Genomic DNA, 13,979 nt, shown 5'->3' with positions numbered 1-13,979 from the left:
GCCCTGAATTAAGGGTGTTTAGCACGGATTTTTAAAATTTTTGTAGGAATTTTGTAGGAAAAATAATGCTATGTCTGAAGAACGCTTAATGTCAAAGAAAAAACCGGCCTATCCGGTGACCAAAGAATTGGATGCTTATTTGGCTCATTATAGTAGAAAGATAGAAATTCCCATCTTTTACGAAGACCTTTTGCGCTTTTCCGGATCGGTGGTCGTATATGATTCTAACGATGAAGATACCCTGTGGATCAGGGTTTTCTACTCAGAGTTCGAAAGAAAAGAAATAGATAACTCCCTAAAAAAAGTCTATTCAATTCTGCATTCTGACGGTAGTGATAATATTCATCAATACCTTAATGTTGACGCCGTTGATTTTTGCACTTTCGGAAACTCAAAACCATTTCGCATTAAAGTAAGGAATATACTTAATGACAACTTCACGTATTTCTATGTGAAAAGAACCGATGCGTCTCGTATTTACGGGCTTGAGCTCGAACATATGCTGTCGCCCTATAATCTTAACTTTTTGGTTTACAAAGATACTTTGATAGAAGAACACATTGCGGGTATACCAGGCGATGTTTTTATTAAAGATATGCTACCAAGCTGCACGGAGTCGGAGAAGGCGCAACTGGCGAAAGAATTCGTCAAGTTCAATGAGCGCTGTATGATTCGCCTTTTGGGAGATATGCGTTCGTATAACTATGTAATCGTGCCCGTTCACGATTTTGATCATGTGGTGTACCGGATAAGGGCCATCGATTTTGATCAGCAGTGTTTTGAAGGTAAACTCAAAGTTTATAGGCCGCAGTTCTTTAAAGAAAATTTTCAAATGGTAGAGCTTGTGCGAAATAAACTATTACGTAACTCAGTGGATCAGTACAAACTAGAAGAACGTTCAATCGTTGCCAAGAGAATTTTAAGTTCGGGCAATCGAATCCGTAAACTTCGAACCATTGCCAAAAGCGATATTATTTCAACCAGTGAGAACACCGATATGCTCAAAGAACAAATTTATGAGCTTACTCTGGACCTCAATTTTAGAAAGTGTAATTCTATGGGAGAGGTGTTAGACCTTGCTTTGGATTTTGTTAGAAGAAACTATGAAGATGTTAGTATGAAGCAAATTTTAGAACAACGGATCAAAGTACAACAAAATCAATAAGATTCAGTCTTAACTTTTTTCTTCCTTGTTGAAATAAACTAGGTAATAATACATTTGCCGTTCTTCGTCCCAACCTTTCTCTACGAACTTTTGTGCCGATTCAGGATTGATGAAATCCATCTTTATTTGAATGTTAGTGTCTAGATTAATAACGTTTTTAATCTTCTTTCTAACATCACTAACCGCTTTGTTGGCAATATCAAAGTTGCTAACATCTTCAATGCTGTATTTCGGACCTTTTTCTACCTTATAATGTTTGAATTCCGGTATGAATTCCGGATTGTCCATCACCTCGTTCAAAAAGTTGGTTTCTTCGAATGAATCGTTTTTGGCAAAGTGATTGACAGCACGGTTCATGAATAGTACTTCTTGCTGCTTATCCTCAGCAGGCAATACCACATCTTTAGCGAAATTTTGACAGAATTTGAGGTAATTTTTGGTGTAAAAGTTTTCGTCGGCCAATGCCTCGACATCCAAAAAGTTTTCTAGCCAGTATTTCGTGTCGTAACGGTTACTGTCAATCGATAATATTTTATAACCTTCTTCTTTTTTAGAATTAAAGATCAAACATCCTTTATCTAACTTATTGATGTTGATACCTTGCTGAATAACGATGTCTAGATTGCTTCCCTTTTCTTCAAACTGCAAAAAATCATGTTTTAGCTCACTCTTGAAAATGCCGATGGCGTCAACCTTTTCATTATCCAACATAATACCCGTAAGGTAGGTAACATATAGTTCTCCACTTTTTATATGCGGATGGTTCGATTGTTCGAATAAATGGGTGGCTATTCTTTTTGAGTTTTCATGGTTGCTGTCAGGGTCGGAAAAAATAGCGGATGCAATCTTGAACAACTCGTTAAACTCAACATCTACATCATTTGTAAACCTAAAATAGTTCTCTTCTTTATCACGAAAGGGTTTGAAGAAATACTCTTTCAAAAGACCGTTTGTCTCATCATTTAACGAAAAAGGTTCTGATGATAGAAAAACACCTTCACTTTTATTCTTATTACCGACGCGGTGAAGTGAGATAGTTTCAATTTGGGTTGGATATAAATTGATCATTTGAAAATAGCGAGATTAATATAGGTTAAGACTTTGAGATGATGATGTTAACTGATGAAATGCTCTTAGTTCCAATTCTCGTCGAAATCTAGGTCATCGTAGTTTTCGAGCGTGTCATCAAAATCGAACTGAGGACTAGACTCAAAGTTTTTCTCTGGAGGAGTTTCTGGAAGCTCTCCAAAACTGAAAAGTAAATTGGGGTATGACCTTCCCGATTCATTTTCTACGATATCGGCTAGTTCAACAAAGAACGTCCACATGCTCAAAAAGTCGTACACGTAAATGAGCTTTGGGCTGTTTCTGGTCAAAACATCCTCTAAAAATGTCTCGTTCATAAGCCGAACATCAGAACCATTCTCGCTCATATCGAAAAGAGCGATTTCTTCATCTTGGTTCCATTCATCATCGCAGGTATAAAAAGAGGCCATTTCATTGCCTAAAAACCCAAAAGATTGAGCAATGGCATTATGAAATTCTTCCATTGAGTTACCTGCCTCTATTTCAATATCACGAAAAATATCTTCTTGGGCATCCAAGATGATACGTATCTTATAAATCATAGTCTTTGCTTTTTGGGCGAAGGCAAAGTTACAAAGATTTAAGCGTTTTTCTCGAACTGTAAGCCTCCAAAACCAGATAAAACTGAACACCGAAAAGTAAAGAGGCCAATACAAGATGTGCCGGTTGCGATGCAAACGGAAAATCAAGGTAGTACATCGATATTCCTGTAATTACTTCCAGTGCTATTAGGCCAAGTACCCAATTGATCTTTTTGAAGCCCAACCCTATTTTATAAATTCGTTGGGCAAGTACGATATTCAAAAGTACCACTATGATAGAAAAGCTGCGATGAAGGTAAAACTTCCAGTCGATATCTGAGAGCCAAAGGTTCTTAGCACTTTCTCCGAATACGTCTATCTGTTCGTCAACGAACTGCCTAACCTGTGTGCCTAAGACTATTTGAACCAAGGTAAGAACCAAGGTCAAAGTCATCAATGGTGCAATTTTCACCTGCGGTCTATCTAAAGGCTCTTTTTCCTGCTTTGTTATATATATCAAATACAACAACATAGCTACGATTACAAGGGCCATAATCATATGTAACGTGATTTTAACAGGTTCGAGAACCGAATACACTACAGTGGCACCTAGCCAAGCTTGAAAGCCCATGCCAAAAACAACGAGCCAAGAAAGTACTGTAACGCGCTTTTTATTCCTTAAAAATTTGAACGAAAGAACAGCCAGAATCAGGGTGGCAAAACCTGCCAATGCACCGAACAAGCGATTTATATACTCAATCCAAGTATGGGCTACATTAAATGTAGCATAATCATGTTTGGTATAAGCATCCCAATTAGCAGCTTCAAAATCGTTACCAGTAGTAAATGATTTATTGGCCACTACAAGAGCTTCGTCTCGAATGATTATTTGGCCCTTGGTAAAAGGGGTATTTGCTTGCCATTGTAGTTCAGATTCATCGGTAGGGGGTATATAGTGACCAAAACATTTAGGCCAGTCGGGGCAGCCCATTCCACTACCCGTCATTCGTACCACTGCCCCTGCAATAATGACCAAATAAACCAGGATCAATGATAACTTGGCGACCTTTCTAAAGCTATTTTGCATGGTAATCTTTATTACCCGCAAAAATACGGCTACTTAAAGTATTTTACGAAAATGGCGCCTAACTTTATGCCGTTTATTTTTGGATAACGATAAATTCAGAACGACGGTTTAATTGATGTTCGCTTTCGGGGCATTTAACCCCATTTGAACATTTATTAAGCAGCTGTGTTTCACCATAACCTTCTCCTGATATTCTTGAGGCATTAACCCCTTTTGAAATGATATAATCTACCGTTCTTTTGGCTCTTCTTTTTGAAAGCCACATGTTGTAGTCGTCACTTTCGCGACTATCGGTATGCGAGCCGACCGCAATTTTGATGTCGGGCCTACGATTCATATAGTCAACAACTTTATCTAAATCGGCAATGGCATCTTGGCGTAGATAAGAACTGTTAAGGTCAAAATAAATAGGGCTCAGTTCTAGAATCTTCACAAGATCAGAACCGAGGCCTGCGACTTTGCTCGACTCTTCCAATTCTATTTTGGTGCCTTCTATATGTTTGTTGTCGGAAGTGGTCAACATAAACAGGTTGCCTTCTTCGTATCCCTCTTTTTTTCCGGTTATTTGATATTGCTTTTCCTGACAAGGAATTTCTAAACTATAGGCCCCACTCGAGTTGGAAGCAGTTTCGCCAATTTTTCTCCCGTCACTGTCAAATGCCTCAATAACGGTATCTGCCAGAGGTTGGTCGGTATCTTTATCATTTGCAGTTCCATCAATGGTAATTAGACATTCAATGTCACTACGTTGTAAATAATATATGTCATCACTACCTTTTCCTCCCTTTCTGTTGGAAGCGAAGTAACCGGCTATTTCCTCATCATTCAAGATAAGTGAAAAATCATCATACGGACTGTTAATTGGGCTACCCAAATTCTCCACTTCTTTGTTTTCATCGAGTTGCGATTTGAACACATCGAGTCCGCCAAGGCCTTGATGACCATCCGAAGAAAAATAGAGTGTTCCGTTTTTAGAGATAAAGGGGAAGGTTTCTTTTCCTTCTGTATTTATAGGCTTTCCGAGGTTTTTAGGTTCGCCAAAACTGCCATCTTCCTTAACCTCGACGACATAGATGTCGGATGCACCCATGCCACCGGGCATATCGGATGCAAAGTACAGTTGTTTACCATCAGCACTTAGAGTAGGGTGTGCCACGGAATATTTTGTTCCATTAAAAGGTAAGTCTTCAGCTTCACTCCATGAACCATTAATAAATTGAGAACGATATATTTTTAGTCGACTAACCCCTTTCTTATCACGTTTGAACGATTTTTTTGAAAAGTTGTTTCTGGTGAAGTACATGGTTTTACCATCACTGGAAAAAGACGTTGAAGACTCGTTTGCCTTTGTGTTAAGACTCGATGAAAAAGGTGCTACTGTACCCACAGTATTATTATCTTCTACTGTCGTTTGGTATAGATTGAGGTAAGGCAGCGGGTTGTATTCTTGCATTTCAAGATCACGGGCTGTTGAGAATATCAGTAAATCGCCTCTTAATGAAGGTGCAAAATCTGACTCTTCAGAATTTAGGGCTTCCAGTGGTTCAACCGTATAACTGTTTGAAGGCGCCTGAAGTCTTTTTAGATATTCGTCATTATCGGAGAACAATTTAGCTCTTGAATCGGAAGATTTTATCCTTTTAAATTTGGTCATCCACTCATTGGATTCGTCATATCTTTTGATAGATTTCAATGCTAGAGCGTAACGATAAAGGTAATCGGGCGAAACAGAAACCTCATTGCGTAACAGTAATTTTTCATACCAGTAAGTAGCAACATCGTAATTGGCATTATGATAATTGGCGTTGCCCAATTTTTTATAGATGGAGGTTTCATCGAGCCCTTCTTCCAATAAGGCCTTGTAATTATCGATGGGCTCCATGTAAGCATAATGGTCAAAATTATCTACGCGTTCTTTATCTTTCTTGTCCTGAGAGTTACAGATACAACTTATCAAGACGAGAACTAACGATAGCTTATATGTCAATTGTAGCTTCATCTGTTTAGAAAAATCTTGGGGTTAGGTCAATTTTTTCATTTTTAATGAACTCGTACCTAAGAAAAACCTCAAATGAACCATCATTGAAACGAGTGCCGCCAAGAGAGGAAACCTCTCTGTCATATGCCAGGCCTAACATAAACTTTTTGCCCATTTGAAAACCCATGAGCGCACTTACGGCAGCATCTAAGCGATAAGCGGCACCCAAAGTGAATTTCTCGTTGAACCAGAAATTTGCAGAAAGGTCTATCTGTAATGGAGCTCCAGGAACGGCTTTTATTAAATAAGCTGGTTTGAACTTTAAAGACGGATTAAGGTCAAAGACATATCCAGATATCAAATGAAAGTTCATACGTTCGGAGGCGAACACACTTCCTTCGTCATCAGGGTTTTGAAAGTGCTCTGTTTCTAAAAGATCCGGAACCGATAGGCCGATATAAAATTTGTTCGAATGAAAATAAATACCTGCCCCGATATTCGGTGAAAAACGCTTGTATAGTTCTTCTTCGACCGATGGAGCCAAACTTGCACTGTAATTTCTTAGTTTGTTGAAATCGATGTTGAGCATATGGCCTCCGGCCATAATACCGAAATTCAACCTATATTTTTCTGAGGTAGGTACGCTATAAGAAAAAGCAACATCGAAATAAGTATTTTGATTTGTGTTGTTACCTATTTCATCATGAACAATCGATAATCCTAGACCCACTTTTTCAGAATAGGGACCTTGAATATTGAAGGTTTGGGTGCTTGGTGCACCATCAAGCCCAACCCACTGGGAGCGATGAAGAATTGAAGCCCCCAATGCACCCCTTGATCCGGCATATGCTGGATTTACGGTCAAAGTATTATACATGTACTGGGTAAATTGAGCGTCTTGCTGAGCGTACAGGGGTACTGCTGCAAGAAGAAAAAATACTATTTTAAACCAGTTTGCTTTCATATCGAATACTATCTCATTACGTAGAGGTAGCCAGTTTTAATTTTGTCTTCACCATCTGATACATACTTGATTTCATAGAAATAAACCCCTGATGGTAGTTTTTGATTTTCTATAATCGTTATGCGTCCTTTTGATTTACCATCAAAAGCATTATTCTTGTTATCGTACCTAGAAGTCTCCCATACCAATACTCCCCAACGATTATATATTTCCACTTGATTATCAGGGAATCTTTCAATATTGATGATTTGAAAAGTGCCATTGAGTATATCACCGGGTTTAACTAGGTCTAGTTCAACATAAAGTTCGCAACCAATATGGGCCGGTGCACTTCCTCCCCTTGAGTCGCACGGGTCTAATGGGTCAGTGCCATCGGTAACCTCTTGTCCATCCATAATGGTATCGCCATCTGTGTCGGGGTTGATTAAATCTGTTCCGATTTCCATTTCTTGCTCATTTGTAAGACCATCCATGTCACAATCCATTTGGGTCCACTCGTCAGATGGGGTAAGAGTTTGATTGACCAAAAGAAAATCGCATGGGTCAAGCGGATCTGTAAAATCGGTCACTTCCTGGCCATCTAAAACACCATCGCCATCGGTGTCAGGATTGGTAGGATCTGTACCTAAAAGATTTTCTTCCTCCTCTGTTAAACCATCATTATCACAATCGCTGGTGGGCAAAGGTTTTCCACCAATAGAGTCGCAGTCATTATAGGGGTCTTTACCGTGTTCTACTTCATCACAATCTAAAACACCATCGCCATCTGAGTCAAGGTCTGAGACAGTTATGGTAACACTGGCAGAAGAGGGTTGGCTGCAAGCATTGCCACTTACCGTATATGTATAGATGCCTTCTCCGGCACCATCAGGGTTCGGACTCCAAGTTCCTCGGGTGTCGGTGGTACCCAATAGCTCAAGTAATTGAGCCGAGGAAACGGTAATGCCAGGGCACACCACTAAAGAGGTGCTTTGACCAGCATTGGGCCTGATCTCTTCTTGAACTTCAATAGTAGCACTCACACTTTCACAAAAACTATTGGAGACCGTGTAAGTATAAATTCCCGCGCCGTTTGGCATAGGTGACCAAGCTCCGCCAGTATCAGGGGTTCCCCCTAAACTTGCAAAGAGGCTATTAGTGTCTACCATTGTTCCTTCGCAAATAGTCAAAATACCATCTAATCCGGCATTGAGGGCCGTCTGCTCGGTGACCACCACCTCTGAAGTTGAGGGTGAGGCGCATGGAGCGGTCGGGGAAACCGTGTAGGTGTAGATACCTGGACCGGCAGGGGTTGGAGACCAAGTTCCTCCTTCATCAGGATTCCCATTAAGACTTGAAAACAAGTCTGACTCAGAAAAGGAAGAGCCTTCACAGACGGTTAAAGATCCATCGGCACCGGCGTCAGGGGCGTCAATATAGGTTACCGATATTTGTGAGGATGCAGGCTGTGCGCACGGGGTCGTTGGTTGAACCGTATACGTATAAGTTCCTGCACCTGCGATAGCGGGTGACCAGCTTCCTCCCGAATCGGGTGTCCCTCCTAATTGGGTAAAAAGATCAGCAGTATTAAAAGTGGTGCCTTCGCACAATATTAAATTACCGTCCGTTCCGGCATTGGGCAAAGTCTGTTCTGTAACGACCACCTGTGATGAGTCATTGCCAACACATGGGGAGGTAGATGCCACTGTATAGGTATAGGTGCCAGCTCCCGAGAAAGAAGGTGACCATGTTCCTCCGGTATCTGGATTACCACCTAGTTCAGTAAACAAATCGGCTTCGGTTACACTAGCCCCTTCACAAATGATTAAAGAACCGTCGGTACCTGCACTAGGATTGGATTGTTCGGTTACCGTTACGCTTGAAGCGGATGGCGACGAGCATGGTGAGCTAGCTGGTACGGTGTAGGTATAAGTTCCCGGGCCGGAAATTGCAGGAGACCAAGTACCACCTGAATCAGGGGTGTCGCCCAATTGTGCAAACAAATCAGACTCTGTAAATGACGCTCCTTCGCATATAACCAATGAACCGTTCGACCCCGAATTCGGGGCGGCCTGTTCAGTTACAGTAACTTCGGCAGAAGCCGGAATGGAACAAGGAGATTGTGCATTAACGGTATATGTGTATGTTCCTGCACCGGAGAGGGTGGGAGACCATGTCCCTCCCGTATCCGGGGATCCTCCAAGCTGGGCAAATAATTGGCTTTCTGATACAATTGTTCCTTCACAAATAGTTAAAGATCCATTTGTTCCCGCATCTGGGGCAGGTTGAGCGGTCACCACTACCTGCGAAGTGTCATTGCCTGTACATGGCAGTGTACTCGAGACCGTATAGGTGTAGGTTCCAGCCCCTGCGATGGAAGGAGACCAAGTACCTCCTGAATCTGGGTTGCCTCCTAGTTCTGCAAAAAGGTCGTTTTCAGTAAAAGTACTTCCCTCACATATAGTTAAGTTTCCGTTAGTTCCAGCATTTGGTGCCGTTTGCTCTACAACAACCACTTCAGAAGTGGCAGCCACTGTACAGGGGCTGGTAGGCGCTACGGTATAGGTATAGGTTCCGGCGCCCGAAATTGTTGGAGACCATGTTCCTCCTAAATCAGGATTACCGCCTATCTGCGCAAATAAATCTGATTCTGTAAAAGACGTTCCTTCGCAAATAGTCAGTATTCCGTTAGATCCTGCATTTGGTGAAGTTTGCTCACTAACCGTTACTTCTGCGGTGTCCTTTCCACTGCAAGGTGCGTTTCCTGTTACGGTATAGACATAAGTTCCCGCCCCGGCAGGAGTCGGAGACCAAGTGCCACCCGAATCAGGTGTATCACCTAATCTGGAGAAAAGCTCTGTAGCGGTAATACTTTCACCCTCACAAATAGTTAATGTGCCATCGCTTCCCGCATGAGGCTGGGCCTGTTCGGTTACAATGACTTCGGAAGTGGCTGGGGAGACGCAAGGTGTTGTGGGCGAAACTGTATATGTGTATGTGCCCGCACCTGATGGAGTTGGAGACCAAGTGCCGCCAGAGTCGGGTGTGCCGCCTAGTCTCGCAAAAAGGTCTGCTTCGGTAAAAGAAGCTCCTTCACAAATAGTCAAATTTCCATTGCTACCTGCATTCGGTGCAGCTTGTTCGGTAACCACTACCTCTGCGGTACTAGGAACGGTACAAGGCAAAGTAGCATTGACCGTATATGTATACGTTCCCGCTCCTGAAAGAGCTGGAGACCAAGTACCTCCCGAATCGGGAGTTCCCCCTAATTGGGCGAACAATTGGCTTGCGGTTACACTTTCCCCCTCGCAAATGGTAAGATTTCCATCTGTACCTGCATTTGGCTGGGCTTGTTCGGTTACAATAATTTCTGCCGTGGCAGGAGCTGTACAGGGTGAAGTGGGGGCTACCGTATAGGTGTAGGTGCCTGCGCCGGATGGAGCGGGTGACCAAGTACCTCCCGAATCGGGAGTTCCCCCTAATTCAGCAAATAAATCGCTGGCAGTCACCGACGACCCTTCGCAAATCGTTAAATTACCGTCAGTACCTGCATCAGGTAATGCCTGTTCGGTAATGGTGACCGTGCCATGTTGAGTATATCCTAGAGCATCACGTATACCGTAGATGAAACTATCGCTTCCTGTATAGCCGGGTGCCGATGTATACGATACATAGTCGTCAATAGGGGTGGTAGCAGTGCCGTTATCATTAACAATGGCCGTTCCCGAGGTAGGTGAGCTTATAAGAAATATGGTTCCGGCTGAGGGACCATTTCCGCCAAAATCATCATTGGCCAGAACATTTATGTCTATAGTGCCGTTCTCGCAAACAGTTTGAGAATCATTTCTTACCAAAGGAAAATAGCTTTCTGTTGGATCATCAGTGGTATTTCCATCAGAATCATTTCCGTCGTCAGAGGTGTCGTTTACATCATCAACGTCAAAAGGACTATTGGCCAAAACTGAAACTTGATTTATAACCCCTCCTGTTTGAATCGTAGAACTGCTTAGAGTATAACTAGCCAAATAGGTAGCTACTTCAGAAGGTTCAAGAGTACCTTCTGGCGAACCAAGACTGTTTCCTGAAAAGCTTGGCCCATTGGTTAAGGTAAGTGCGATACCATCTGCGTCATTTAAGACATCGTTTAATCGAATATTGTCAAGCGGTACATTTCCTGTATTTTCAATGGTAATAGTGTAGTCAATAACGTCACCCACAGATACGGGATCAGTAAAATTTTCACTTACCGTTTTTGTCACCTCTAGTTCAGGATTGGCGATGATCAATTCAGAGAGTACAAACTCAACTGCGTCAGAAGCTGTAAAGAAGGCCAGTAAGCCTCCGGTGACGTTGGTATCCATCTCGATTGATTCAGTAGTCGAGTTGATTTGGAGGCTACCTCCACCTGTACCCGTATTGGTTCCATTGCCACATTCCCCACCAAAACTGAACAAAAGGGCATCATCATCAATATTGAATTGAGTTGGTGTTGAACGAAAAATGGGTCCGTTTGAACTAAGCTCGGTCCAGGTTCCGTTTGAAAGATTAAAATTTGCAGTGGCGGCTTCTGAAAATAAGGGGAGTACGGTCAGTACTTCCAATGTACCCACTTTGTCAACATGTAGAACAGGTTCGATAATATTTACGGGGTCGTCTGTTACGGCATCAAAAAAGTAAAAATTAAGTGTACCATGGGTGCTGGCGCTAGCTTGGATTTCTAGGGAAGTACTACCAAAAATATTTGGGTCGCTATAGGTCGATGCATCTGTACAACCCATTATTTCATTGCCTATGATAAAAGTACCTCCCGAGACATGGCATTCAACACGTACCAGCCCATCGGAACTTATAGTTTCCCAAACAGAGGGGGAAATAGAATTCCAAGTGGTGGTCTGCTGAGCGTATACTCCAAAGTTGAAGATTAGAGTTAAGAATAGTAGCCCCTGTATTTTTTTTAAAATATTCGCCAAATGGGAATGGAATTAAACCATATCTCTTCATTAAGTAGAAATATGAATTTGTACAACGTTGTAAAAAGTAAATTTAGGTGGCTTCAGATACCTGTCAAATATTATGTTGTATAGGGCTTTGTAATAGATGTCTACCTAGTAAAGCTTGTAGGCTAGTATTTTAAGAGCGGCCAATACAGATGTTTCTCGCGATACATCTCTGCGCTAAGGGGTTGTAAATAAACAACAAAGCCACCCATTGGGTGGCTTTGTTTTAAAGTCGTACGTTATTAATCGACCACAATAAATTCTGATCTTCTGTTCGCCTGATGTTTTTCATCGGGACATGAATTCCTGTCTTTGCAATCGTTCACGAGTCGGGATTCGCCGAAGCCCTTGTTGCTAATTCTTTCGTCGGCTATGCCATTGGCAATCAGATAGGCCTCTGTGTTTTTGGCTCTTCTTGCCGATAGGTTCATATTATAGGCATCACTTGCCTTTGCATCGGTATGTGATTGAACCTCAATTTTCATCTGAGGATATTCTTTGAGGTAGTCAATGACCATTTGCATGGTATGCCTGGCATCTGGCCTGATTACATCCTTATCTAGGTCGAAATAGATGGGTTCCAGTTTCAGGTAGGTAATAAGATTAGTACCTTTTGGAGCCATTATTACTTCTTTTTTCAGGTTAAGGGCCAGAAGCCTACCATCTTCGATATTTTCAATATCGATGGCCATTTCATAGCTCTCGAACTCCTTTTTGGAAGCTTTTAATCTCAACTCAGGGCCTTCGTTACATTCAACTTCGAATTCAAAATTGCCTTCGGCATCGGTGCGGCTCTGGGAAACAACGTTACCATTAGGTCCTATCAATTCAAATGCAACATTGGCCAAAGGAAGGTTGCCATCGCCCTGCCTAACAATCCCACCAAAGGTCTTCTTGCATTCAAACGCAATAGGTCGGTTTTCTTTAAAGGAATAAATATCGTCACTACCTTTTCCTCCCTTTCTATTGGAGGCAAAGAAGCCTGTATTTGTGTCGTGATCGATATAGAAGGAGAAATCATCCTGTTCGCCGTTCACCGGTTTGCCCAGGTTAATAATATCGGATATATTCTCTCCATCAATCCTGACCGCAAATATGTCAAGTCCTCCAAGCCCTGGATGGCCATCTGATGCGAAATAGAGAATATTGTCATCGGTTATAAAGGGAAAAGTTTCCCTTGATTCGGTATTGATTTTACTACCCAAGTTCTTGGGTTCACCAAAAGTACCGTCTTCGTTTACTTCTACCACAAAGATGTCGGAGGCCCCATGACTTCCTTCTCTGTCGGAGGCGAAAAAAAGTTTCCTTCCATCGGGGCTAAGGGTAGGGTGCGCCGATGAATACGAATCGCCGTTAAAGGGCAGTTCTGTAACGTTCTTCCATTGGTCGCCATCAATTTCGGCCCTGAAGATTTTCAACCTGCTGACACCTTCATCGTCACGCTCGAAACGCCCATCGTCGGAATTGTTACGGGTAAAGTACACCGTATTGCCATCTCTGGTAAAAGTGGTGGTCGACTCGTGGGTCTTTTTATTCATGCTTTTGGGAAGCTTAACAGCATTTTGATACATGCCACCGGTACCGGGGGTGGCTTTGTATAAGTTCAGAAATGAACGGTTGTTCCATTCGTGAACGTTTCTAAAAGTCTTACCTGTATCCCTAGCTGTTGAGAAGATAAGTGTCTCTCCCAGCTTGGAGGGGGCAAAGTCAGATTCGGGAGAATTGATTGCCAGATTGCTGATTTCGTACCTGCCCGACATTTTTTCTATTCGCTCAAGGTAGTCAGGTTGGCTTCTGAACTTTTCTGCTCTAAGGTCTTCGTTCTGCGCTGCCTCGAATTTCTTCATCCAAGTTTCCGCGGCGGTATACTCTCCAGTAGATTTGAGCGATTGGGCGTAACGGTACATCATCTCCGGATGGGCATCATCCTCTGAACCCGTTTCCATGAAGAACTTGCCGTACCAAGAGGCTGCATCCTCATATCGTGCATTATGGTAGTTGGAATTACCAAGATTTCTGTAGATTTCCCTTCCTTCATATCCTTTTGCGACCAAACTTTCATAGCTTTCGATAGCATCATGGTAGGCAAAGGTTTCGTAGGCCTCGTCGGCCTTTTTTATTTTCTGCGTCTGGGCGCTGATGGAAAAAAGGGCAAACAGCGAGAGCCCTACCAGTATCGGCCGTCTGTTTTTCATGTTATTT

The 13,979-nt window shown here is 42.3% G+C and carries 8 protein-coding genes; 1 reads left to right on the top strand and 7 read right to left on the bottom strand.

Translation table 11 applies throughout. The annotated features are described in order from the left end of the window. The first annotated feature begins 70 nt into the window (after positions 1-70). The gene (locus tag D1013_RS15745; RefSeq protein ID WP_121849739.1) at positions 71-1,165 is read left to right on the top strand and encodes a hypothetical protein; all 1,095 of its coding nucleotides are present in this window, start codon (positions 71-73) and stop codon (positions 1,163-1,165) included. A 9-nt stretch (positions 1,166-1,174) separates the two neighbouring features. On the opposite strand, the gene D1013_RS15740 is transcribed toward D1013_RS15745, so the two are convergent. The 7 genes from D1013_RS15740 to D1013_RS15710 all read right to left on the bottom strand — a co-directional run bounded on the left by D1013_RS15740 (position 1,175) and on the right by D1013_RS15710 (position 13,972). Next, positions 1,175-2,233, bottom strand: a complete 1,059-nt coding sequence (locus tag D1013_RS15740; RefSeq protein ID WP_121849738.1) for a nucleoid-associated protein — start codon at positions 2,231-2,233, stop codon at positions 1,175-1,177. A 65-nt stretch (positions 2,234-2,298) separates the two neighbouring features. Further along, entirely contained in the window at positions 2,299-2,793 is a 495-nt protein-coding gene (locus tag D1013_RS15735; protein WP_121849737.1) for an IS1096 element passenger TnpR family protein, read from the bottom strand. Positions 2,794-2,821: 28 nt separating this feature from the next. Further along, a complete protein-coding gene (locus D1013_RS15730; RefSeq protein WP_121849736.1) occupies positions 2,822-3,859 on the bottom strand; it encodes a COX15/CtaA family protein in 1,038 nt (345 codons plus the stop codon). A 73-nt stretch (positions 3,860-3,932) separates the two neighbouring features. Beyond that, a complete protein-coding gene (locus D1013_RS15725; RefSeq protein WP_121849735.1) occupies positions 3,933-5,858 on the bottom strand; it encodes an OmpA family protein in 1,926 nt (641 codons plus the stop codon). A 4-nt stretch (positions 5,859-5,862) separates the two neighbouring features. After that, positions 5,863-6,801 (bottom strand): PorP/SprF family type IX secretion system membrane protein, encoded by a 939-nt coding sequence (locus tag D1013_RS15720; protein ID WP_121849734.1) that lies wholly within the window; start codon positions 6,799-6,801, stop codon positions 5,863-5,865. Between the two features lie 8 nt (positions 6,802-6,809). Further along, positions 6,810-11,750, bottom strand: coding sequence for a T9SS type B sorting domain-containing protein (locus D1013_RS15715; RefSeq protein ID WP_162987926.1), 4,941 nt, complete (start codon positions 11,748-11,750; stop codon positions 6,810-6,812). Between the two features lie 269 nt (positions 11,751-12,019). Continuing rightward, on the bottom strand, positions 12,020-13,972 hold the full coding sequence (locus D1013_RS15710; protein ID WP_121849732.1) for an OmpA family protein: 1,953 nt from the start codon (positions 13,970-13,972) through the stop codon (positions 12,020-12,022). Positions 13,973-13,979 lie beyond the last annotated feature (7 nt).

The sequence above is a fragment of the Euzebyella marina genome (assembly GCF_003687485.1).
GTDB classification, from domain to species: Bacteria; Bacteroidota; Bacteroidia; order Flavobacteriales; family Flavobacteriaceae; genus Euzebyella; species Euzebyella marina.
The sequence above is the reverse complement of the archived record's forward strand: the minus strand, read 5'-3'. Positions and strand labels throughout refer to the sequence as shown.

Coding starts and splice junctions, on each gene's coding strand:
- D1013_RS15745 (WP_121849739.1), top strand. CDS start 71: ATGTCTGAAGAACGCTTAATGTCAAAGAAAAAACCGGCCTATCCGGTG.
- D1013_RS15740 (WP_121849738.1), bottom strand. CDS start 2,233: ATGATCAATTTATATCCAACCCAAATTGAAACTATCTCACTTCACCGC.
- D1013_RS15735 (WP_121849737.1), bottom strand. CDS start 2,793: ATGATTTATAAGATACGTATCATCTTGGATGCCCAAGAAGATATTTTT.
- D1013_RS15730 (WP_121849736.1), bottom strand. CDS start 3,859: ATGCAAAATAGCTTTAGAAAGGTCGCCAAGTTATCATTGATCCTGGTT.
- D1013_RS15725 (WP_121849735.1), bottom strand. CDS start 5,858: ATGAAGCTACAATTGACATATAAGCTATCGTTAGTTCTCGTCTTGATA.
- D1013_RS15720 (WP_121849734.1), bottom strand. CDS start 6,801: ATGAAAGCAAACTGGTTTAAAATAGTATTTTTTCTTCTTGCAGCAGTA.
- D1013_RS15710 (WP_121849732.1), bottom strand. CDS start 13,972: ATGAAAAACAGACGGCCGATACTGGTAGGGCTCTCGCTGTTTGCCCTT.